At 54.3% G+C, this 22,120-nt stretch carries 19 protein-coding genes and 1 pseudogene; 17 read left to right on the forward strand and 3 right to left on the reverse strand.

The genetic code is table 11. The annotated features are described in order from the left end of the window. The first annotated feature begins 322 nt into the window (after positions 1–322). The 8 genes and pseudogenes from Q2J34_RS02915 to Q2J34_RS02945 all read left to right on the forward strand — a co-directional run bounded on the left by Q2J34_RS02915 (position 323) and on the right by Q2J34_RS02945 (position 8,465). Complete coding sequence (locus Q2J34_RS02915; protein WP_300969210.1) at positions 323–1,273, forward strand: transglycosylase SLT domain-containing protein; 951 nt, start codon at positions 323–325, stop codon at positions 1,271–1,273. Further along, a pseudogene (locus tag Q2J34_RS02920) lies at positions 1,257–2,702 on the forward strand (ABC-F family ATP-binding cassette domain-containing protein); the annotation flags it as partial. The gene Q2J34_RS02915 and the pseudogene Q2J34_RS02920, both read left to right, overlap by 17 nt. Positions 2,703–2,756: 54 nt before the next feature. Continuing rightward, positions 2,757–3,158, forward strand: a complete 402-nt coding sequence (locus Q2J34_RS09920; RefSeq protein ID WP_422764144.1) for a hypothetical protein — start codon at positions 2,757–2,759, stop codon at positions 3,156–3,158. Beyond that, positions 3,155–4,402 (forward strand): ABC transporter permease, encoded by a 1,248-nt coding sequence (locus tag Q2J34_RS02925; protein WP_300969212.1) that lies wholly within the window; start codon positions 3,155–3,157, stop codon positions 4,400–4,402. The genes Q2J34_RS09920 and Q2J34_RS02925 overlap by 4 nt, the downstream gene beginning before the upstream one ends. Positions 4,403–4,414: 12 nt before the next feature. Further along, entirely contained in the window at positions 4,415–5,335 is a 921-nt protein-coding gene (locus tag Q2J34_RS02930; protein WP_300969213.1) for an urea transporter, read from the forward strand. 94 nt (positions 5,336–5,429) lie between these two features. Further along, positions 5,430–6,434, forward strand: coding sequence for a type I glyceraldehyde-3-phosphate dehydrogenase (gap, locus tag Q2J34_RS02935; protein WP_298888777.1), 1,005 nt, complete (start codon positions 5,430–5,432; stop codon positions 6,432–6,434). A 196-nt stretch (positions 6,435–6,630) separates the two neighbouring features. Then, positions 6,631–7,947: a DEAD/DEAH box helicase gene (locus tag Q2J34_RS02940; protein ID WP_300969214.1), complete on the forward strand. Its 1,317-nt coding sequence runs from the start codon at positions 6,631–6,633 to the stop codon at positions 7,945–7,947. 8 nt (positions 7,948–7,955) lie between these two features. Then, positions 7,956–8,465, forward strand: coding sequence for a metallophosphoesterase family protein (locus Q2J34_RS02945; RefSeq protein WP_300969215.1), 510 nt, complete (start codon positions 7,956–7,958; stop codon positions 8,463–8,465). A 488-nt stretch (positions 8,466–8,953) separates the two neighbouring features. Here Q2J34_RS02945 and Q2J34_RS02950 read toward each other — a convergent pair whose 3' ends face one another. The 3 genes from Q2J34_RS02950 to Q2J34_RS02960 all read right to left on the reverse strand — a co-directional run bounded on the left by Q2J34_RS02950 (position 8,954) and on the right by Q2J34_RS02960 (position 11,556). After that, entirely contained in the window at positions 8,954–9,559 is a 606-nt protein-coding gene (locus Q2J34_RS02950; protein ID WP_300969216.1) for a response regulator transcription factor, read from the reverse strand. A 13-nt stretch (positions 9,560–9,572) separates the two neighbouring features. Next, positions 9,573–10,295 (reverse strand): hemerythrin domain-containing protein, encoded by a 723-nt coding sequence (locus tag Q2J34_RS02955; RefSeq protein ID WP_300969217.1) that lies wholly within the window; start codon positions 10,293–10,295, stop codon positions 9,573–9,575. 241 nt (positions 10,296–10,536) lie between these two features. Next, positions 10,537–11,556, reverse strand: coding sequence for a branched-chain amino acid aminotransferase (locus tag Q2J34_RS02960; RefSeq protein ID WP_298888766.1), 1,020 nt, complete (start codon positions 11,554–11,556; stop codon positions 10,537–10,539). Between the two features lie 741 nt (positions 11,557–12,297). Between Q2J34_RS02960 and Q2J34_RS02965 the strand changes: the two genes are divergently transcribed. The 9 genes from Q2J34_RS02965 (at position 12,298) to Q2J34_RS03005 (ending at position 22,114) form a co-directional block, all read left to right on the forward strand. Next, on the forward strand, positions 12,298–13,239 hold the full coding sequence (locus Q2J34_RS02965) for a glucosaminidase domain-containing protein (protein ID WP_300970145.1): 942 nt from the start codon (positions 12,298–12,300) through the stop codon (positions 13,237–13,239). A gap of 42 nt (positions 13,240–13,281) precedes the next feature. Further along, a complete protein-coding gene (locus tag Q2J34_RS02970; protein ID WP_300969218.1) occupies positions 13,282–14,442 on the forward strand; it encodes an AIR synthase related protein in 1,161 nt (386 codons plus the stop codon). A gap of 32 nt (positions 14,443–14,474) precedes the next feature. Next, positions 14,475–15,581, forward strand: coding sequence for a peptide chain release factor 1 (prfA, locus tag Q2J34_RS02975; protein WP_300969219.1), 1,107 nt, complete (start codon positions 14,475–14,477; stop codon positions 15,579–15,581). A 109-nt stretch (positions 15,582–15,690) separates the two neighbouring features. Continuing rightward, on the forward strand, positions 15,691–16,524 hold the full coding sequence (pyrF, locus tag Q2J34_RS02980) for an orotidine-5'-phosphate decarboxylase (RefSeq protein WP_298888756.1): 834 nt from the start codon (positions 15,691–15,693) through the stop codon (positions 16,522–16,524). 13 nt (positions 16,525–16,537) lie between these two features. Then, positions 16,538–17,566 carry a UDP-3-O-(3-hydroxymyristoyl)glucosamine N-acyltransferase gene (gene lpxD / locus Q2J34_RS02985; protein ID WP_300969220.1) on the forward strand — a complete coding sequence of 343 codons (1,029 nt, stop codon included), beginning with the start codon at positions 16,538–16,540 and terminating at the stop codon, positions 17,564–17,566. 31 nt (positions 17,567–17,597) lie between these two features. Beyond that, a complete protein-coding gene (locus Q2J34_RS02990) occupies positions 17,598–18,980 on the forward strand; it encodes a bifunctional UDP-3-O-[3-hydroxymyristoyl] N-acetylglucosamine deacetylase/3-hydroxyacyl-ACP dehydratase (protein ID WP_300969221.1) in 1,383 nt (460 codons plus the stop codon). 17 nt (positions 18,981–18,997) lie between these two features. Further along, complete coding sequence (gene lpxA / locus Q2J34_RS02995) at positions 18,998–19,789, forward strand: acyl-ACP--UDP-N-acetylglucosamine O-acyltransferase (RefSeq protein WP_300969222.1); 792 nt, start codon at positions 18,998–19,000, stop codon at positions 19,787–19,789. Between the two features lie 65 nt (positions 19,790–19,854). After that, entirely contained in the window at positions 19,855–21,387 is a 1,533-nt protein-coding gene (locus Q2J34_RS03000) for an NAD(P)H-hydrate dehydratase (RefSeq protein WP_300969223.1), read from the forward strand. Between the two features lie 31 nt (positions 21,388–21,418). Further along, entirely contained in the window at positions 21,419–22,114 is a 696-nt protein-coding gene (locus tag Q2J34_RS03005; RefSeq protein ID WP_300969224.1) for a DUF4230 domain-containing protein, read from the forward strand. The last annotated feature ends 6 nt before the right edge of the window (positions 22,115–22,120 follow it).

Genomic DNA, 22,120 nt, shown 5'->3' on the forward strand with positions numbered 1-22,120 from the left:
TTCTTTTTCCACCTGGATATTTCAAAATCTCCACGTGGAAATCACTTTTCCCCGACACGGTGTCGTTTCGATATGTAGTCGGTTCTAAATTATTGTAGCGAGCTAGCGTCGAATTTTCCAAGCTAGGGGTGACGCATCATAATCGCTCTATCAGGAACTACACGTAACGACAAATGAAGAATAAAGAGGTCGATGAGTTCATTGTATATAATGCGTCAGTCCTAACCTCTAACCTCTAATCTCTCACCTCTAATCTCTAATTTCGTACCTTAGCGACATGAAATGCTCTCGAAGAGATGAGATACGTCGTGATCCGACTCGTATGAGGAGGCTCCTACGCACCATAACGCTGTCGCTATGGGGGGCGGTCCTCGTGGGTGTCGTCTACTACTTTGCCGTGGTCTATCGAGCACCTCAGACTAAGACGGATCGTGTAGAGACCCGCTCTCAGACGGAATGGCACGATGTGCCGATTGCGGAGGTGGGGGCTGGAGAGGCCTACGAAGAGCTGGAGCAGTACAGCACACTCTATGCGCTGGAGTACCTGCTGGACGATGACTCGATATGGCCCAATGTGGAAGCAAACAGGCTGCAGCTCTTCGATCTTTACGAAGGGGAGGAAGACGACGAAGAAGAGGACGTAATAGTGGTGTCGACAAAATCTACCTCGACGTCTAAGGCTTTGGCAGACAAGTCACAAGCACAGTCTCCCAGGCGTCAGGGTATGATCTCTGAGTGGGACTACCTCTTTCAGCGGTATGGTGAGCGGTATGGTTGGGACTGGTGTGTCTTAGCGGCGATAGCTTATCAGGAGTCCAAGTTTCGTGCAGAGATCGTCGGCATGGGAGGAGCCACGGGGCTGATGGGTATCATGCCCGCTACGGGGCGTCGCTATGGATACAGTCGTGCTAAGCTCAAGCATGCCGAGAGCTCCGTCCGCATAGCCTGCATGGCGCTGCAAGACTTCGGTCGCGCCTTTGCCCATATCACTGATCCGGAGCAACGGATGAAGTTTACCCTCGCCTCTTACAATTCGGGCAGTGCGCATGTCCTCGATGCGCGTCGTCTGGCGGAGGACGCAGGCTTAGACCCTGATCGCTGGGACGGCTCTGTGGAGCTCTATATGGTTCGCCTGAACGAGCCGAAGTACTACAACCATCCACTCGTGCAGCATGGTCGTGCTAATGGCGATCACACGGTGCGCTATGTGACAGAGGTTTTCACCCGAGCGCAATCTTATAAATCGAAAGTTCAATATGCTACAGCTGAATAATGTCTCTCTAAGTTTCGGCAATAGAGTCCTCTTTGCGGACATCTCGCTCTCGCTCCTAGAGGGTGACAAGGTAGGGCTCGTTGGGGTCAATGGGACGGGCAAGTCCTCGCTACTACGTATCATCATGGGCGAGCTAGAGCCAGACAGCGGGACGATCACGCGACGCAATGGGCTACGCATCGGCTACCTCTCTCAGCAACATCGCTTTGCAGAGGGGGTGCGGGTGATTGATGCGGTCTTTTCGCCCCATGACCCCACGGCGCATCTCGTGGGTGCCTGGCAGAGTGCCGTGGAGCGAGGCGATGCGGAGGCTCAGGAGCGACTTCTACCCGATATGGATCGTCTCTCCGCGTGGCAATATGAACAGGAGGCGACAGCCATACTGCACGCCCTACGTATCACTGATGTGGAGCGTCCTATGGAGCTGCTCTCTGGCGGTGAGGTCAAGCGGGTAGCACTTGCCGGAGTCTTGCTCCAGCAGCCTGATCTCTTGATCCTCGATGAGCCGACGAACCACCTAGACCTAGAGGTGATCGAGTGGCTCGAGGGTTACCTTTCGCGCTCACGGCTCACGCTCCTACTGGTGACTCACGACCGCTACTTCCTCGATCACATCTGTACCCGTATCGTGGAGATGGATCAGCAGCAGCTTTATAACTATGAGGGCAACTATGAGACCTTCCTCACCAAACGTCAGGAGCGTCTAGAGCAAATGGCGCAGACGAGTGACCGCCTGGCTAATATCTATCGTCAGGAGCTGGTCTGGATGCGCGCTACCCCGCAAGCGCGAGGTGGTAAGCAGCGCGCCCGCAAGGAGCACTTTGCAGAGCTCTCGTCTGAACTCTCTCAGGCGCGGCAGATACTGCGTGAGCAGACGACCATCGAGCCTCTTCATTCGTCCGTTCGCCTAGGCAAGCAGGTGATTGAGCTGGAGGGTGTCTCCAAGAGCTTTGAGGAGTCGAAGCCACTCATCCGAGACTTTGACTACACCTTCTCACGCAGAGATCGTGTCGGCATCGTCGGGCCCAATGGTTGTGGCAAGACGACTCTGCTTAAGATGATCATCGGCGAGCTAGAGCCTGACAGCGGGTCAGTGCTTATCGGCGAGACGGTGCAGGTCGGTTACTTCGGGCAGAAGTTACCGAGCTACGCCCCAGACAAGCGGGTGATCGACATAATCTCCGACATAGCCAGTCACATTACAGATCCTGTGACAGGTCAGTCGGTCTCAGCTACGCAATTACTGCAGAGGTTTCTCTTCACCAGTGATCGTATCTACACGCCTGTATCGCTGCTCAGTGGCGGTGAGCTCAGACGACTCTATCTCTGTACGGTGCTGATGGCTAGCCCTAATCTGCTCATACTCGATGAGCCGACGAATGATCTAGACATAACAACGCTGGGCGTGCTGGAGAGCTATCTTAGCTCCTTCGAGGGTGTCCTTATTATTGTGACGCACGACCGCTACTTCCTGGACAAGCTCGTGGAGCACCTTTTCGTTTTCGAGCGGGGAGGGCATATTCGCGACTTCCCGGGCAACTTTACCCAGTATCGTCTGCAGCAAGAGGTCGAAGCGCAGCAAGCTGCTGGGCAGGCTACGCCACAGGAGACCAAAAGTGCTGCACCCGCAGCCAGTCAGGCGACTCGGCAAGGCAATCGAAAGAAGCGACGCAGCTATCGTGAGGAGCAAGAGTTTCAGCAGCTGGAGCAGCAGATCCCGCAGCTCGAGAGACGCATTGCGGAACTGGAGCAGCGGATGTCTTCGGGGAGCCTTAGCAACGAAGAGCTGCTCAAAGCGGGTGAGGATATCGCACAGGCGCAGCAAGAGATGGAGCAGGCGTCTGAGCGTTGGTTTGAACTAGCCGCTATCGAAGAGGAAGCATGAGACTAAGACTACCCATCTGGCTGGCTCGCCAGCTATACAGTCGCGATAATCGTCATCACAGCAAGGTATACGCCTTGGTGCGCTTTGCGATCCCAGCCATAGCACTGAGCCTAGCGGTCATGCTCCTAGGCATTGCGATCATGGACGGCTTTCAGTACAGCGTCCGTGATACGGTGCGGCTCGTGACAGGCGATGTGATCCTCTGCGAGTATGGCAAGCAGCCGATAGACCTAGACAATGTGATCACCCTCACGCCCCAGATGACACAGCGGATGAACGAGATGCCTGAGATAGCCGCCGTGCGCCCCGTCCGTACAGCTGTCGGCATGATCAAGACCGACAGTACCTATCAGGGGGTGGCTGTCACGGGGGTAGACGACTTCACATTCCTCGAGCCACTCTGCGCTATGGGCGACTTGTCCGACACGACACTTGCTGAGGGGGCTAATCCGATCGTCCTGCCTAAAGCCTCTGCGCAGAAGCTCGGACTAACGATCGGTGACAAGGTCGTGCTCTACTTCCTAGGTGACAAGGTCTCTGTGCGCTCCTTTACGCTGATAGCGATACTGGAACTGACCAATACGGCGCAGCCACTTGCCTATGTGACCAACGACCTGCTAGGACGTGTAGGGGACTGGCAACAAGATCAGTACACACGCATTGAGATCCTCGCAAAGAACACGGACCGCTCGCTCCTAGATATGGAGACCTCGCTCTCAGACAAGTTAATTCAGTCGCTCTCGGAGCCAGGCGTCACACATGAGACCTTAGGAATCTACACTGGCTCTCAGATCAATGGTGGGGTCTACCAGTGGATCGACTCGCTACGTCCGAATGTGCAGATATTACTGGTGCTGATGGCTCTGGTGGCAGCCTTTACAATGATCAACGCGCTCCTGATCATTATCCTAGACCTGACGCAGACCATCGGCTTGCTCAAGGCACTCGGCATGACCTACCGATCGCTCACGACGATGAGCTTGGCGATTGCTCTGCGCATCATCGCCTGGGGGATGCTCTGGGGCAACCTCCTGGCGGGCGTCATCATCTGGAGCCAGTACCAGTGGCAATGGCTCACGCTCGACCCAAATGTCTACTACATCTCGCACGTTGCGATGCGCATCCGCCCTGTGGCGTGGATCGTGGTCAACGTGGCAACGCTCTTGCTCTGTCTCCTGCTCTTACTCCTCCCAGCACGCATCATCCAGCGGATCTCACCGACGACGGCACTTCGCTTCGAATAACTACGACTGACTATGACGAAAAGCTCTACCGCTCCTCACCGAGGAGGTTGCATACAGACGATCTTTCAGGAGATAAAGGTTCTCTTACTGGGGTTCAGTCAAGTGTTTCTCTTGCAAAGTGCTTTGTCAGGCACCTTGATCTTGGTAGGACTCTTCTGCAACTCTTGGCAGCTCGCACTCTTAGCTCTCCTGGGCTGTTTGGTCTCTAGGGCGGTCGCTTCGCTCTGGCGAGACACGAAGTCGGAGATAGCCGATGGCCTCTACGGCTTCAACGGCACCTTGGTGGGTATCGCCATAGGAGTCTACTGGGAGATCAGTTGGCTCTCGATCCTTCTGCTGGTGGTCGGAGCTGCTCTCTCCACATGGTTGGCGCGAGCCTTCCGCCGGCATGCTCAGCTACCCGGGCTGACAGCACCTTTTATCATCGCTGTGTGGGTGCTACTCCTCGTGAGCATGCTAGCTCCGCAAGGGGTAGGACTCCTCGACTCTGTGGCGCAGCTAGAGGAGGGGCAGTCACAGTGGCGGATGCTCGGGGTAGCACTTGGGGATAGTGTCGGGCAGGTGATGTTTCAGGCGAATGTCTTGACCGGCATCCTCTTCTTCCTGGCTATCGTCTGGGAGTCACGTCGCAAAGCTCTCTACACCTTGCTGGGAGTCCTCATTCCGATGCTTGCGATCCCCTTTGTACCGGAGACTGTATGGCGCGAAGGCTTGCTAGGCTACAACGCCGTGCTCTGTGCCATCTATTGGGCCAGTACGAGCGAGCGACACTTGCTCTACGCAGTCGTCTCCGTAGTGCTCTCTGTACTCCTAGAGCTACTCGCTCTCTATGCAGGTTTGATCCCGCTGACGGCTCCTTTTGTGCTGTCTGTATGGGGCGTGGTACAAGCTCAGCGATGGCGAAAGGTTGCACCGCAATCATTTAATGCTTAACTTTGTACGAGTAATAGGAGTGTTCCCTCCTAGGGGAGCTTTCCGCCTTTGTGCAAACGCTTTGCATACACATTAAAAATACAATATAACTCTCATGACAAAAGTAGGTATCAATGGTTTTGGTCGTATCGGTCGACTAGTCTTCCGCGCTTCGATGAAGCGTGATGATCTCGAGGTAGTAGCAATCAACGACCTCATCGATGTCGAGTATATGGCATATATGCTCAAGTATGACTCTGTACATGGACGCTTCGACGGCACAGTCGACGTACAGGATGGCATGCTCGTAGTCAACGGTCGCAAGATCCGTGTGACAGCCGAGAAGGAGCCACGCCTGATCAACTGGGGCGCTGCTGGCGTAGAGTATGTCGTAGAGAGTACAGGACGCTTCCTCACCAAGGAGCTCTCACAGGGACACATCGAGGCTGGTGCTAAGTATGTCGTCATGTCGGCTCCCTCTAAGGATGATACACCTATGTTCGTCACAGGTGTCAACCTTGAGAAGTATGTCCCTGGTACACAGTTCGTCTCTAACGCTTCTTGCACGACCAACTGTCTCGCTCCGCTTGTAAAGGTGCTCAACGACAACTTCGGCGTAGAGCAGGGGCTCATGACTACCGTACACGCTGCTACGGCTACGCAGAAGACGGTCGATGGTCCCTCACTCAAGGACTGGCGTGGCGGTCGCTCGGCTATCGGCAACATCATCCCCTCCTCGACAGGTGCTGCTAAGGCTGTCGGCAAGGTGATCCCCGAGCTCAATGGTAAGCTCACGGGTATGTCCTTCCGCGTACCTACGATGGACGTATCTGTCGTAGACCTGACAGTACAGCTCAAGCGTGGTGCTAGCTACGACGAGATCTGTGCTGCTATGAAGAAGGCCTCTGAGACCAATCTCAAGGGGATCATGGAGTACTGTGACGAGCAGGTTGTAAGCCAGGACTTCGTGAGCGATCCACACACCTCTATTTTTGACGCTAAGGCTGGTATCGCTCTGACTGATACCTTTGTCAAGGTCGTCGCTTGGTATGACAATGAGTGGGGCTACTCTAACAAGATACTCTGCCTCATCGCTCACATGGCTGAGGTCAATAAGTAATCACGCTAAGACTGGCGAAGAGTTTTCACTCTAAAACAATCGGACGCAAGGCGCAGATGGTAGGAAGAGCATCGAGTGCATCCCCTACCCCTGTGACTTGCGTCTCGCTTTTTACCCCTAAAGTGTATCACGAGCCGTGCAAGAGAGGCTTTTGTGGCAGTGATACCTTCCGTTACTCACATAAGATGATAAGCTGATGGACTTTTACGAACTAGATCTAGAGGATGAGGTCCTCGACGGACTGGATGCGATGAACTTTGTGGAGACCTCTCCTATCCAATCGGAGACGATCCCCCCACTCCTAGAGGGGCGAGACGTCATCGGCTGTGCGCAGACTGGATCGGGCAAGACGGCAGCTTATCTGCTTCCCTTTCTCAATAAGGTAGCACGTCAAGAGCTACCCAAAGAGCATCTCGGAGCCGTCGTCATGGCGCCCACACGAGAGCTCGCCAAGCAGATCGATCAGGAGGTCGAAGGCTTTGGCTATTACGTCTCAGTCTCTACCCTCGCCATCTACGGCGGCACCGACGGCATCGCCTGGGAGCAGCAAAGACGGGGCATGGCACTCGGAGCAGACATCGTCATCGCTACCCCAGGGCGACTCCTCTCGATGCTACGTCTCGGAGCGTGCGACCTATCGCATGTACAGTACTTCGTACTAGACGAGGCTGATCGTATGCTCGACATGGGCTTTTACGAAGACATTATGGAGATCTACAAGGCACTGCCCGAGGATTGCCAGCATGTGATGTTTTCCGCTACAATGCCCAAGGAGATCCTCAAGCTCTCAGAGAGCATCCTCGTAGATCCCGTCCTCGTTGAGCTAGCTGTGGCAAAGCCTCCTAAGTCGATCATGCAGACCGCATACATCTGCTATGATGCGCAGAAGCTCCCGATCATCCGATCTCTCTTTGCCAATCCCGAGTCGGAGCTCTCACGCACCATCATCTTTGCGGGGACCAAGGCGACTGTCCACGCACTCGCTCAGACACTCACTAGAGATGGACTGCCCGTTGCAGAGATGCACTCGGACCTGTCGCAAGAGCGTCGCGAGGAGGTCTTGAGAGACTTCCGCATGGGACGCACCAAAGTACTCGTCGCCACCGACATCGTAGCGCGTGGTATCGACATAGACGACATTGGGGTCGTGATCAACTATGAGGTGCCTCGCGACTTTGAGGACTACGTACACCGCATCGGCCGTACAGCACGTGGTGCCGACGGCAAGGGCTTGGCGATCACGCTCGTCTCGCCCAGTGATCAGCAAGACTTCGCACGTCTGGAGCAGTTCCTCGAGCAGGAGATCTACCGCATTCCTCTCGACCCTTCACTAGGCGAGGCGCCTACCTATGCCCCCAACGAGCGCAGTAATAGTCGTGGCTCCTCTAGAGGCAAAGGCAACGGACGTGGCAGATCGCAAGGTAAAGGTCACGGACGAGGTAAGTCCCAGGGCAAAGGTCGCTCCTCACAGCGTAAAGGTCACTCCGGAGGTCACAAGGATAGCAAGCAATAACAGCCTCTATGAAAGCGCATCAGCGTATCGGCATCCTAAGCGATACGCACGGATACATCGATGATCAGATCTGCAAGGCACTAGCCGCGTGTGATCTGATCTTTCATGCAGGAGACATCGGCGCTCCGCAGGTGCTAGAGCGGTTGCAAACCATTGCCCCCACGCTAGCAGTGTATGGCAATATCGATGACGCTACGCTACATACACAGCTTCCAGAGGTGATTCATACAGAGGTGGCTGGTGTGGAGCTGGTCATGACGCATATCGGTGGCTATCCAGGACACTATGAGCGTGTCTTGGCGCCTTATCTTACGCCGTGGCATGAGCATCCCATGATTACCATCTCGGGGCATAGTCATATCCTCAAGGTGCTGCCCGACAAGTCCCGTCCAGGACTACTCCACATCAACCCCGGGGCTGTAGGGCGCAGTGGCTGGCACCAGAGTCGCACCCTCATACGCCTGCAGATCACCTCAGGGCGACCACACGACCTAGAGGTGGTCGAGTGGCCCCGCTAATTTGAGACTGTTGCAAAAGTCAACAGTCTCTCAATCTTGCTTGCAAGATTGTCTAGACTTTGCAGAAAGGATGAAGCGCAAGGCGCTGAGGGTGAGGTCTGAAGGGAGCATACCTCCGTATGTGACCGAAGCCGAATCCCGAAAGGAACACAGCGATTCGCCTTTATGCAACAGTCTCAATTTGACTCTGGGGGATTTATAGCAGATACATTACAAAATAGAATCTCCTCGTGGGATTTCTAAATCCCTCCGGAGGGACGAAATGATCCCCACGTGGGGACGAAATAAGACTTCGGAAGAATCAAATGAAACTTCGGAGGAATCATTTCTCGCCTACGTGGAGAATAGAAAATAGCCACGTGAGAATTCGTAACTTCTCACGTGGCTATCGTATTATCGTGTCGCTTGGCTAAAGCGCATCATCCATAGACCTTCGCGCTTTCAGCACCACAAAGCATTATGTGATGTCTATAGTGAAGCCTAGGGGTTTAGATTCCCTTAGCCTCATCCATAGAGATCAGATTGTTCATCAGGGCGTAGATCGTCAGACCGCTAGGCGAGTGGATGTCAAGCTTGGCGGCTATGTTGCGCCGGTGCGTTACGACCGTGTGCGGTGAGAGGTGCAGGGCGTCCGCTATCTCCTTATTGGTCAGCCCTCGTGCCACCCAAGTGACTACCTCACACTCTCGCTGAGAGAGAGGCGTTTGCTTTGCCTCTTCGCTCTCCAGAGTGTCCGTATCAGGTTGCTCCGCTTCTTGTATCTGCTGTATCAAGCTCTGCGGCTCGACCGTTGGTAGACAGACGAAGCTGTAGCCTTTGTATAGATCCTCTGGGAGTAGATTGTGATTGATCGCAACGATTGTCGGCTCCTTACCCGCGGGGAGTAGATCAGGGTTGTACTGTACGCCCGTCAGGAGCGGATTGGCGATGATGATGTCAGGCGCAATAAAGGTAATGTGCTGCTTCAGGGCATCTAGGTCGAGCAGATCCACGCATAGCTGTACGGAAGAGTCGGGAAAGCCTCTACGTAGAGCTAGCTGCAAGCCATAGGCGAGGAGCTTGTGAGGCTCAATGATTAGTATCGTGTGTTGCATCCGTTTAGATTGTTTATGCGTGTCCGTTGCGAGCTTGGAGTGTCTCCTCAATCCGCTTGATGAGCGGTACGAAGAGGCAGTCCTCAATATGATTGTGCCACATCAGGTCACTCTCGGTGGTAAAAAGCTCGTGCAGGACATTCGTCAGCGCATAGTCTCCCATCGACTGGTAGTACTTGATTAGGATATTCTTGAGATCGGTGATCTTCATCTCTATATGGTCGTGCCTGCTCTCAAATTCATCGATCGAGTACTTCTTATCGCGTTCACCCTTTAGCAGACGATGCACGTAGGGAAAGAGCACCTCGTCCTCGTATCCCATGTGCTTGTGCACCTCCTCGACATAAGCATCATAGAAGCGGTGTATCAGGGCAGCGACCTCTGGCGAGCCCTCCTCGACTGCGGAAAAAAGGTCTCCTCGCAGATCTGGAAGCTTGTAGTCCAGGAAGTAGTGATGTGATCGCTGCAGATAAACTATGAGCGACTCAGCCGAGATCTCTTGTAGTAGCTCCTCTGGGATCGTATCGGACTGCGTCGTCAGCATGTTGACGACAGCGAGGAGCGTATTCGTATCGACACCATTAGCCCGACACACCTCATCAACACTCTTGTCGCCGAAGCCTAGAGGGATGCCAAAGCGGGTGATCACCATGAGCAGGTCATAGTGCGTCAAGATCAACTTACTCAGAGAGGTCTGAGCGTCGAAAGGGTGGTTGAGGAGAGTAGGAGGATTCATAAACTAATTAGTTTTTGGTAGGTGTGTTACTGTAACTAGATACCATCAGCAAAGATACGAATGATCTGCCGACCACTCAATACCTATCAGTAGGTAGAGATTAGAAGTTAGAGGTTAGAGATTAGAGGTAAGAGATCAGAGGTCTGATCATTCCGATAGCTCAGCCAACGGCTAACAAAGGCGCACCAAGCAGTGATGCTCGATGCGCCTTTTTGTGGTTGATTAGAGGCGAGTAGCCTTTTTAGTCTAGTATGGTGACCCAGCCGTGTGTATCAGGCTCGTCGCCGTACTGGATGCCACGTAGCTTATTGTAAAGCTTCTGGCAGATAGGACCGGGCTTGCCATCCTTAGAGATCTCGTAAGTCTTGTGCTCATCGAGGTCATCGACACGTAGTATCGGGCTGATGACAGCAGCCGTACCACAAGCACCAGCCTCCTCAAAGGTTGCTAGCTCCTCCTCAGGTACATGACGACGCTCAACCTTCAGACCGAGATCCTCAGCGAGCTGCATCAAGCTCTTGTTCGTGATAGAGGGCAGGATAGAGGTAGACTCAGGCGTGATGTAAGTGTTGTCTCTAATTCCGAAGAAGTTAGCTGGACCGCACTCATCGATATACTTCTTCTCCTTAGCATCGAGGAAGAGGCAAGCGCTGTAGCCCTTCTCGTGAGCCAAGACAGTAGGTACCATACCGGCAGCATAGTTACCACCGACCTTGATCGTACCAGTACCCAGAGGTGCCGCACGGTCATAACCACGCATGATAGCCATAGGCGTAGGCTTGAAGCCCTCCTTGAAGTAAGGACCTACGGGAGATACGAAGACGATAAAGAGATACTCAGGAGCTGGCTTGACACCTACCTGAGCGCCGAGACCAAGTAGGAGTGGGCGGATGTAGAGTGAAGCACCGCTCTCGTAGGGAGGTACGTAGTCCTTGTTGAGCTCGACAGCCTTCTTGACAGCCTTGATAAAGAGCTCTTCGGGTACGGGAGCCATAACGACACCCTCAGCTGAGCGGATCATACGCTTAGCATTCTCTTCGACACGGAAGAGGCGGATCTTACCATCCTTACCACGATAAGCCTTGAGACCCTCAAAAGCCTCCTGACCGTAGTGCAGACAGGTTGCGCCCATGTGTAGCGTGACCGTCTCCTCTGAAGAGACCTCTAGCTCACCCCACTTGCCATCACGATAGTAACAGCGTACGTTGTAATCGGTCTTGAGGTAACCAAACCCCAATGATGACCAGTCCAAATTCTTCATACTATATATAGGTAATAAAGTTGTTAGTAAAGCCGTAGTAACGATCGGTCTACAAAGATACCTATTTTATTTGGTATTAGACGACATAGTACCAGAGATCCAGTGCTGACGCATCATAATCGCACTGTCAAGAGCTACCTATGAGGACAAGCGAGGGTTGGATGAGTTCACTACATATAATATAATGTGTCACCCATGGATTGGCTGTTAGCTGTTAGCTATCGGAACCATCGGAGCTATCAGAGTGATCGGATCTCTAATCTCTAACTTCTAAACTCTAACCTCTATCTCCATTTACATATCTTTACGGGGAAATTCGTCCGATTCTCTCCTTTCTCGAATATCCACGTGGGGAATCTCAAATCTCCACGTAGATGTTTTTTATTTTCCACGTGGGCGTGATTCATTTCTTCCGAAGTTTCATTTCATTCTTCCGAAGTTTCATCTCATTCCTCCGAAGAATTTTTTATTCTCCACGTGGGAATTTCGAAACATCCACGTGGAAATCACTTTTCCCCGACACAGCGCCGTTTCGATGTGTTGCCGGTTCTAAATTATTGTAACGAACCAGCGTTGAGTTTGCCCAGCCAGTGCTGATGCATTTGATAGTTGAATCTACGCTAACCTGTGACTACCGATCTATTTAGTACCTTTGTAGTTCAAGTGGCTCTTACTGCTTTACCTGCTCCGCAGGGCGAGGAGTCTCTGGTGCCTAGCTATACATCTCTAGAATTAAGTCTTATGAAGCTCCTTACCGATTCGTCACGGTCTCTGCTCTCGATAGCTTGTCTGCTCTTGCTCTGTGCCACAGCGTGGGGGCAGGCTCCGATGAATTCTAATTACCAGACCTACATACGTACCTATGCCGATGAGTGCATCCGCCAGATGAAGCGTCACAAGATCCCCGCGAGCATCACGATGGCGCAGGGACTGATCGAGACGGGAGCTGGATCTAGTCGCCTAGCGCGTGAGGGCAATAACCACTTCGGTATCAAGTGCCACCGCGCTTGGCAGGGACAGCGTATCTATGCTGATGATGATCTCAAGGGAGAGTGCTTTCGCAAGTACCGCTCTGTGGGCGACTCCTACGAGGATCACTCCAACTTCCTCAAGCAACCTCGATACCAAGTACTATACACCTACCCTATCACGGACTATCAGGCTTGGGCTAGGGGGCTACAGCAGTGTGGCTATGCGACGAACAAGGGCTACGCTAATATGCTCATCAAGGTGATTGAGCAGTACGAGCTCTACGAGCTGGATCGTGGACGCTATCCGCGCTGGATGTCGGGTCGCCCCGCACCGACCTATACGCCCTCTGACGATGATCCTAAGACGAAGCTCACGCATGAGGGATTCTTTAGCTACGGACTCCTATATGTACTTGCCAACGAGGGTGACTCGCTTGAGTCGATCGCTCGTGAGATGGGCATAAGTCTCAAGCGCTTAGCCGACTACAACGATATGCCGGTAGACTTCCCCATTCAGGCTGGCGATGTGATCTATCTGGAGCGCAAGAACAGGCGCGCCACGCCAGACTATCCCGATCATGTGGTGCAGGTGGGTGAGTCGATGCACGACATATCACAGCGCTACGGCATACGCCTCGCTCGTCTCTATCGTATGAACCACCTAGACTACGACTATGTACCCGAGGAGGGCGACGTACTCCGACTCCGCTAATCTCTAACTTCTAAGGTCTAATCTCTAATCTCTAAGGTCTCTATGAACCGATATATGCGTCGTGGCGTTTCTGCCGCAAAAGAAGATGTACACAAGGCTATTGCTCACATAGACAAGGGACTCTACCCGCAAGCCTTTTGCAAGATACTACCTGACATACTGGGTGGTGATCCTGACTATTGCAACATCATGCATGCCGATGGGGCTGGCACGAAGTCTTCGCTGGCTTATATCTACTGGCGAGAGACGGGCGATCTCTCCGTGTGGCGAGGCATAGCTCAGGATGCAATCGTGATGAACCTTGACGACCTCCTCTGCGTGGGTGCCACCTCGGGCATGCTCCTCTCCTCGACCATCGGGCGCAACAAGCAGCTCATCCCTGGCGAAGTGATCGGAGCTGTCATCAATGGCACCGAAGAGATCTTAGCACAGATGCGTGAACTAGGGGTGGAGATCTACCTCACAGGGGGCGAAACGGCTGACGTGGGCGACCTGGTCCGTACGATCATCGTAGACAGCACCGTGACCTGCCGTATGCGTCGGAGCGACATCATAGACAATGCGCACATCGCTGACGGAGACGTGATCGTCGGCTTTGCCTCCTATGGACAGGCAACCTACGAGGAGCGTTACAATGGCGGTATGGGGAGCAACGGGCTTACCTCTGCACGGCACGATATACTCTCTCACGCACTTGCTGAGAAGTTTCCCGAGAGCTACGACCCCGCTGTGCCTGATGACTTAGTGTACAGTGGTAGCCGTGAGCTACTCGCTGAGGTACCAGGCACAGGGCTGACAGTCGGCGAACTGATCCTCTCCCCCACACGTACCTACGCACCACTTGTGGCGAAGCTACTCAAAGAGATGCGCCCCGCCATACATGGACTGATCCACTGTACAGGAGGCGCACAGACGAAGGTGATGAACTTCGTCACCAACAAACATATTATTAAGGACCATCTCCTTCCGGTTCCTCCGCTCTTCCAGATGATTGCCGAGGAGAGTGGAGCTGACGCTGCGGAGCTGTACCAAGTCTTCAACATGGGGCACCGCCTGGAGGCTTACCTGCCCGCCGAGCAGGCTGAAGAGGCTATCGCCGTGGCGCGACACTTCAACATCGATGCACAGATCATCGGTCGTGTCGAGGCGGCCGACCAGAACCGCCTGACACTCGTTACGCCCTTTGGCACAGTGGAGCGATAGTCCTAGACCCTTACATCACTTAGCAGACCTATATGAACGATTTACTCAACCGCATAGAAGCTCTGGGGGCACGCCACGAGGAGCTAGAGACATTGATCACCGACCCTAGCGTCATTGCTGACGGCAGACGCTTTGCCACCCTTAGCAAAGAATACACCCACCTAGGGGAGATACTCAAGGCTGGCGGGCAGTACAAGCAGCTCCTGACACAACAAGAGGAGGCCGAGAGTACGCTCCAAGACGCTGACAGCGATGAGGAGCTAAAAGCGATGGCGCGCGAACTGCTCGCTGAGGCTAAGGAGGAGATCCCTAAGATGGAGGAGGAGATCAAGCTGCTCCTCCTACCGAACGATCCAGAGGATGACAAGAACGCTATCGTCGAGCTACGCGCTGGCACGGGCGGTGACGAGGCGGCACTCTTTGCGGGTGACCTCTTCCGTATGTACTCGCGCTACTGCGAGACGAAGGGGTGGAATGTCACCGTGAGCAGCTACACCGAGGGCGGCACGGGTGGCTACAAGGAGATCGTACTCAATGTTACAGGTACGGGCGTGTACGGTACGCTCAAGTATGAGAGTGGTGTGCATCGTGTGCAGCGTGTCCCCCAGACGGAGACGCAGGGACGTATCCACACCTCGGCAGCGACCGTGGCGGTACTGCCTGAGGCTGACAAGTTTGAGGTCAACATCAACGAGGGTGAGATCAAGTGGGACACCTTCCGCTCTAGTGGTGCTGGTGGACAGAATGTCAACAAGGTGGAGTCTGGCGTTCGTCTCCACTATCCGTGGCGCAACCCCAATACGGGTGTCGTGGAGGATATAACGATCGAGTGTACCGAGACGCGTGACCAGCCGAAGAATAAGGAGCGTGCGCTGTCACGGCTTCGCACTTTCATCTATGACAAGGAGCATCAGAAGTATATCGACGAGATAGCTTCACGTCGTAAGACGATGGTCTCGACGGGTGACCGCTCGGCTAAGATCCGCACCTACAACTTCCCGCAGGGTCGTGTCACCGACCACCGCATCGGTCTGACGGTACACAACCTGCCTGGCGTGCTCGGTGGCGACTTGCAGCCGATCATCGACGCACTCATCGTCGCTGAGAATACGGAGCGCCTCAAAGAGGCCGCCCTCTGATTCCGACTAACGCTTGGGAGCTTAGCTTTGACACTCCTATATGATACTTTTTCACTACCTTAGTAGACCGTATACGATTACTCACTTCAAATAAACAGAAGACTATCTCATGAATCGCGAGCAAATCATAGCACAAATACGAGCTAAGCGTAGCTACCTCTGCGTGGGGCTCGATCCAGATATACAGAAGTTGCCTCCGCACTTGCTGAAGGGGGATAATCCTATTCTGGACTTCAACAAGGCGATCATCGATGCCACAGCACAGTACGCTATCGCATTCAAGCTGAACTTGGCTTTTTATGAAACCCTTGGGGCTTTCGGTATGCAGGTCTTTGGCGATACGGTGGACTACATACGTCAGAACTATCCCGAGCAGCTGATCATCGCTGATGCTAAGCGTGGCGACATAGGCAATACGAGCAAGATGTATGCGCGTGCCTTCTACGAGAACTTTAAGGTCGATGCGCTCACCGTGGCTCCCTACATGGGTAGCGACAGTGTGCTGCCTTTCCTAGAGTATAGCGACAAGTGGGTGATCCTACTCGCCTTGACGAGCAACCAGGGGGCGCAGGACTTTCAGATGCTCCATACGGGCGAGGAGACTTGTCTCTTTGAGCAGGTACTCAAGACGGCTCTGAGCTGGGAGGGTGCAGACCATATTATGTTTGTCGTGGGTGCTACGCAGAGCAATCTGATGCAGCGTGTGCGGGCGGTAGCTCCAAATGCCTTCCTCCTCGTTCCTGGTGTAGGTGCTCAGGGGGGTAGCCTAGAGGCGGTCGCAGAGCATGCGATGACGAGCGACTGCGGACTGATCGTCAATAGTTCGCGAGGCATCATCTATGCGGGCAATGACGAGCGCTTTGCCTCTGCCTCTGCGCAGGCAGCCTCTGACCTAGCGCGCCAGATGGAGCAGACGCTCATTGACAAGGGTATCATAGACTAATATAATAAGGTAGATGTATACAGTTGCAGACATTGCCAAGCTAATCGGTGGTACGATAGAAGGCGACGGCACAGCTCAGCTACAAGGCTTCGCAGGCATTGAGCAGGCGAAGGCGGGTGACTTGAGCTTTCTCGCTAATATGAAGTACGAGCCCTATCTCTACACGACACATGCCTCGGCGGTGCTCGTCGACGAGAAGTTCGCTCCGACACAGCCTTGCTCTACGACGTTGATCCGTGTGGCAAACCCTTACGAGACGCTCTCACAGCTGATGCGGCTCTACGTCTCTCAGCAGGAGCCTCACTGGACGGGCGTCCACCCGACGGCTATCGTAGACCCTTCGGTAGAGATCCCCAAGGAGTGCATCATCGGCCCGTACGTCTGCATCGAAGCGGATGTTAAGCTGGGAGAGCAGGTCATCATCTCGGCGCACTGCGTCATCGGGACCAACTGCTCTATTGGTGACCACACGACACTACATCCACGGGTCACACTCTACTCAGATAGCATCATCGGCCATCACTGCCGCATTCATTCGGGCACAGTGATTGGCGCCGACGGCTTCGGCTTTGCCCCTACGGATCATGGCTATGACAAGATCCCGCAGATAGGGCATGTGGAGATAGGAGACAACGTGGAGATAGGTGCAAATAGTTGCATCGATCGCGCTACGATGGGCGTGACGCGCATCGCTTCGGGGGTTAAGATCGACAACCTCGTACAGATTGCGCACAACTGCACCGTCGATGAGCACACAGTCATCGCCGCCCAGGCGGGACTAGCAGGCTCGGCACACATCAAGGAGTGGTGCCAGCTGGGCGGTCAGGTGGGCATAGCTGGTCACCTCACCGTGGGCGACCACTCGCAGCTCGGTGGGCAGACGGGCGTACTGGGCAATCTCCAGTCGCACAGCGTCGTAATGGGTGCTCCCGCCATGCCTGTGGGCAAGGCACTACGTGCCTTCGCAATGCTGCCTAAACTCCCTGAGCTGATGCGCCGTGTAGACAAGCTCGAAGAGCAAGCCTCCGCGGAAACTAAATAGACACATTTGTAAAAGCAGACACACTCACGTTATGAATCAGTACACACTCGCTACGACACTCACCTTCCAAGGTGTAGGACTTCACACAGGAGCCAAACGCACCTTGACCCTTTCCCCTGCGGAGCCCCATAGTGGTTACCAGATCTGTCGCTCCGACCTCGAGGGGCACCCCGTGATCCCCGCTTATGCGGACTATGTCACGACGACGCAGCGTGCTACTCGTATAGAGCGTGGCACTGTGCAGGTCTCTACGCTCGAGCATTGCCTCAGTGCACTCTATGCGCTCGGTGTGGACAACTGTCTCATCACGGTCGATGGTGACGAAGCGCCTATACTAGACGGCTCTGCACAGCCTTATGTGCAGGCGATTCAAGAGGCGGGACTCAAGGAGCAGTCTGCTACTCGTGAGGTCTTTGTGGTACGTAAGCCTATCGAGGTGAAAGATGAGGAGACAGGAGCCTCCATTCTCCTTCTCCCATCAGATCAGCTTGGCGTCGAGGCGCACATAAGCTTTGCCTCCCCACTACTGAGCAACCAATACGCTTCGCTGCGTGACCTCAGTCGCTATGGCGAGGAGGTCGCCGAGGCACGCTCCTTCGTTTTCGTACGAGAGATACTGCCTCTCCTCAGTCAGGGCTTGATCAAGGGTGGAGACCTAGCCAATGCGATGGTGATCAACGATGAGCCACTCTCAGAGAGCGATGCCAAGGCACTGGCAGAGGCTCTGCATCGTCCTATAGCAGAAGTGAATCAGCTAGGCGTGATCAACCCCAAGGAGGGCATCCCGAACGAGCCCGCACGTCACAAGATCATCGACATACTAGGCGACCTAGCCCTGGCTGGCATCTTCGTGCAGGGGCATATCATAGCAACCAAGCCTGGCCATAAGATCAATAACAAGCTAGCACGGGCGATCCGCAAGGAGATCAAAGGGATGGAGACACAGCCGCCCGTCTATGATCCCAATGCGACACCTGTACTCGATCTGAACCAGATCAAAGGTCTCCTACCACACCGCTATCCTTTCCTCCTTGTGGACAAGGTGATCCACCTAGACAAGGACCATATCGTGGGGGTTAAGAATGTGAGCTTCAACGAGACCTTCTTCCTCGGTCACTTCCCCACAGAGCCAGTTATGCCAGGCGTACTCATCGTTGAGGCGATGGCGCAGACCGCTGGGTTACTCGTACTCAGCGGTATCGAAGACCCTGAGCGCTACTCAACCTACTTCCTGACGATCAACAATGTAAAGTTCAGAAACAAGGTCGTGCCAGGCGACACCCTCCTCTTTAAGGTGATGCTCACCAGTGAGGTGCGTCGTGGCTTAGCCAGCGTCAGAGGACTGACCTTCGTGGGCAACCAGCTCGTTTGTGAGGCCGACTTCATGGCTCAGATAGTAAAGAATAAGGAGTAAACAATCATATCCACTATATGGCTCAAACGCTTATATCTCCTCTTGCTCAGGTGCATCCTGAGGCACAGATAGGAGCTGAGGTGACGGTCGGACCTTTTGTCACCATCGAGGCCAACACGGTCATCGGCGACCGCACAATCCTAGACCAAGGCTGCATAATTCGCAGCGGAGCGCGCATCGGTAGCGACTGTCACATACATCCCTACGCCGTCATCGCAGGTATACCACAAGACCTTAAGTTCAAAGGTGAAGAGACGACCGCTGTCATCGGCGATCATACCACCATCCGAGAGTTCGCCACGGTCAATCGTGGTACCGCCTCGCGTGGCACCACTGTCGTCGGGAGTAACTGCCTCATCATGGCTTACTCACACGTAGCGCATGACTGCATCCTCAAGGATCACATCATCCTAGGCAATGCGACACAGCTCGCTGGAGAGGTCGAGATAGACGACTACGCCATCCTCAGCGGTGCCGTACTGGTACATCAGTTCGTACGCATCTCGCAGCACGTGATGATACAGGGAGGCTCTAAGGTGACCAAGGACATACCACCCTACTGTCTCGTGGGGCGCGATCCGATCGTTTACTGTGGTATCAACATCGTAGGACTACGTCGCCGGGGCTTCACCAACGACCAGATCTTCCTCATCAACGACGTCTACCGCACACTTTATCAGGGTGGACTCAACAACAGCGAGGCACTCGTAGAGATACAGAGTCGCTATCCGCAGTGCTACGAGCGCGACCTCATCTACAACTTCATCAGCGACAGCAAGCGCGGTATAGTCCGCGGATCGATGGATTAGCTCTAGACAAAAGATCCAAGACCGTAGCCAAGTCGCCATCAACCAACTAAAGAACAGCTGAAACAATGAAAAAGATACTCGTCGGACGCCAATGGGGTACCACGGATAGTTATATCCTCGAGCGTGATCATCTCTCCATCCACGACCTCGTGGAGCGTGTCGCTCAGCGCTTTGTCGCAGAGCTGAGGAGTATCTCAGGGCTGCCACAAGGCATCATCTACGTCTTCGCAGGCCCTGGCAATAACGGAGCGGACGGACTAGCCATCGCGCGACGCCTCCTGCAGGAGGGACACCGAGTGCACTGCTACCTCTTTTGCAAACAAGAGGACGAGCTCTCGGAGGCTTGTGCTTGGCAGCAGACGAAGCTAATGGAGTTTCACCCAGACGCCCTGACCATTGTTGCTGATGAGTTTCAGCCTCCACTCTTGACCGCTCAGACGCTCGTCATCGATGCGCTCTTTGGCACAGGTCTCTCGCGTCCTCTCGAGGGTGGCTTTGCGGTGCTGGTAGAGCAACTTATCAACGCTTCGCCAGCCACAGTCATCGCCGTAGATGTCCCCTCAGGGCTCTACGACAAGGACAATAGCGAGAACAACCTCCAGGCGATCATCAAGGCGGACTACACCCTCACCTGCGAAAGCCCCAAGATAGCTCTACTCCTATCAGACAATGAGTGCTACACGGGCACGCTACGCATCCTCTCGCTCAGTCTCAACATGGATGACGACCCCGCCATCCAAGCCGACTACTATCTCTACACCCCGCAGGATGCCCATAGAGCCTTGAAGCCTCTCTCGCACTTTGCACACAAAGGCACGCAGGGACACGCCCTCCTCATCGCAGGCTCCGAAGCGATGGCAGGCGCAGCTATGCTGGCTAGTATGGGCGCCATGCGCTCGGGACTAGGCAAGCTCACGATGCATCTACCTAGCTCACTGGCGCAGCTAGCGAACACACTCCTCCCCGAGGCAATCGTGGAGAGGGACAAGGAGGAGACCATCGTTGGTAACCTGCCTAAGGATCTGCACAACTACCAGGCTATAGCCATGGGGCCAGGCATTGGCACAGCCCCGCTCACACTGCATCTCTTGGAGCATCTACTGCAAAACATACAGCCCGAGACTCCCCTACTACTCGATGCCGATGCGCTGAACCTCCTAGCACTCCACCCCGAGCTGCTGAGCGTCTTGCCCAAGGAAACCATACTCACACCACATCCTGGCGAACTAGACCGCATCACAGGGAGTTCTCTCGATGATCATCACCGCCTGACCAAAGCGCAGGAGCTAGCCATGGAGCAAGAGATCATCGTCGTACTCAAGGGGGCTAATACCGCTACCTGCCTCCCCACTGGCGAGGTTATCTTCAACAGCTCAGGCTCACCAGCCCTTGCCACCGCCGGCAGTGGAGACGTACTCACTGGCATCATCCTCTCGCTCCTAGCGCAGGGCTACACACCCGCTGAGGCAGCTCCGCTAGGCGTTTACATCCATGGGCTGACGGCCAATCATTATGGCGAGCGACACTCGCCACGCGGTATGATAGCTCGCGACATAGCAGAGATGCTCCCCGCTGTCCTCAAGATTGTCGAGCAGTAATCTTGCACCTATTATATAGTACTGCAAAGTTATGAAGCATCTTCGGCACCAAAGCCTCTTATTACTCACAGCACTCCTCTGCCTGCTCGTGAGCCTGCCCAATTGCTCCAAGCGCAAGACAGCCGAAGAGCTACTACAAGAGGCGATCGTACAGCAGTACCAGAGCGTTGGCAAGCTACTACTTACAGAGACCACCCTCCAGAAGGCGGTCACCTTGCAGGATCCCAAGATATCTTTTTACGATATCAGTAGCTTCAAGGACTTCGCCACATGGCTGAGCAATCAAACGAAGGTAGGCAACCGTGTAGGCATCTACTCCTTTGATGCCACACTGGTGAGCTATACCGACTTGACAGGCTTCTCAGCAGACGACGTCAGCTACGACAAAGAGCAACAGCAGCTCACCGTCTACATATCTCCCATACAGGTGGAGCTACGAGGGCGAGACTTCACGCTACGGACCGAGTATGAGTATGTAGCCCCCCTCCGAAACGCTATCACCCCGCAAGACCGTGCGCGTGTCAAGGATCGAGCCTACCAAGTACTCCAGCAGGAGATCACCTCCAACGATCAGCTCATAGCTCAGATACGACAACGCTCTATCGAGAAGCTACGCCGATGGCTCACACAGCTCCTCCTCTCCTACGAGCTACCGCCTACGGTCGTCATCGTAGAGCGAGGCTCAGCACTCATACAGCCTAACACACAGACCACCTCACCACAGTAGCTCCTC

It is taken from the genome of Porphyromonas vaginalis, from assembly GCF_958301595.1.
Taxonomy (GTDB): domain Bacteria; phylum Bacteroidota; class Bacteroidia; order Bacteroidales; family Porphyromonadaceae; genus Porphyromonas; species Porphyromonas vaginalis.

Bases quoted from the DNA above. Each gene is read 5' to 3' on its own strand.
- Q2J34_RS02965 (WP_300970145.1), top strand. From the start codon at position 12,298: ATGAAGCTCCTTACCGATTCGTCACGGTCTCTGCTCTCGATAGCTTGT.
- lpxD (WP_300969220.1), top strand. From the start codon at position 16,538: ATGTATACAGTTGCAGACATTGCCAAGCTAATCGGTGGTACGATAGAA.
- Q2J34_RS02955 (WP_300969217.1), bottom strand. From the start codon at position 10,295: ATGAATCCTCCTACTCTCCTCAACCACCCTTTCGACGCTCAGACCTCT.
- Q2J34_RS02930 (WP_300969213.1), top strand. From the start codon at position 4,415: ATGACGAAAAGCTCTACCGCTCCTCACCGAGGAGGTTGCATACAGACG.
- gap (WP_298888777.1), top strand. From the start codon at position 5,430: ATGACAAAAGTAGGTATCAATGGTTTTGGTCGTATCGGTCGACTAGTC.
- lpxA (WP_300969222.1), top strand. From the start codon at position 18,998: ATGGCTCAAACGCTTATATCTCCTCTTGCTCAGGTGCATCCTGAGGCA.
- Q2J34_RS02970 (WP_300969218.1), top strand. From the start codon at position 13,282: ATGAACCGATATATGCGTCGTGGCGTTTCTGCCGCAAAAGAAGATGTA.
- pyrF (WP_298888756.1), top strand. From the start codon at position 15,691: ATGAATCGCGAGCAAATCATAGCACAAATACGAGCTAAGCGTAGCTAC.
- Q2J34_RS02960 (WP_298888766.1), bottom strand. From the start codon at position 11,556: ATGAAGAATTTGGACTGGTCATCATTGGGGTTTGGTTACCTCAAGACC.
- Q2J34_RS03000 (WP_300969223.1), top strand. From the start codon at position 19,855: ATGAAAAAGATACTCGTCGGACGCCAATGGGGTACCACGGATAGTTAT.
- Q2J34_RS02990 (WP_300969221.1), top strand. From the start codon at position 17,598: ATGAATCAGTACACACTCGCTACGACACTCACCTTCCAAGGTGTAGGA.
- Q2J34_RS03005 (WP_300969224.1), top strand. From the start codon at position 21,419: ATGAAGCATCTTCGGCACCAAAGCCTCTTATTACTCACAGCACTCCTC.
- Q2J34_RS02925 (WP_300969212.1), top strand. From the start codon at position 3,155: ATGAGACTAAGACTACCCATCTGGCTGGCTCGCCAGCTATACAGTCGC.
- Q2J34_RS02915 (WP_300969210.1), top strand. From the start codon at position 323: ATGAGGAGGCTCCTACGCACCATAACGCTGTCGCTATGGGGGGCGGTC.
- prfA (WP_300969219.1), top strand. From the start codon at position 14,475: ATGAACGATTTACTCAACCGCATAGAAGCTCTGGGGGCACGCCACGAG.
- Q2J34_RS02940 (WP_300969214.1), top strand. From the start codon at position 6,631: ATGGACTTTTACGAACTAGATCTAGAGGATGAGGTCCTCGACGGACTG.
- Q2J34_RS02950 (WP_300969216.1), bottom strand. From the start codon at position 9,559: ATGCAACACACGATACTAATCATTGAGCCTCACAAGCTCCTCGCCTAT.
- Q2J34_RS02945 (WP_300969215.1), top strand. From the start codon at position 7,956: ATGAAAGCGCATCAGCGTATCGGCATCCTAAGCGATACGCACGGATAC.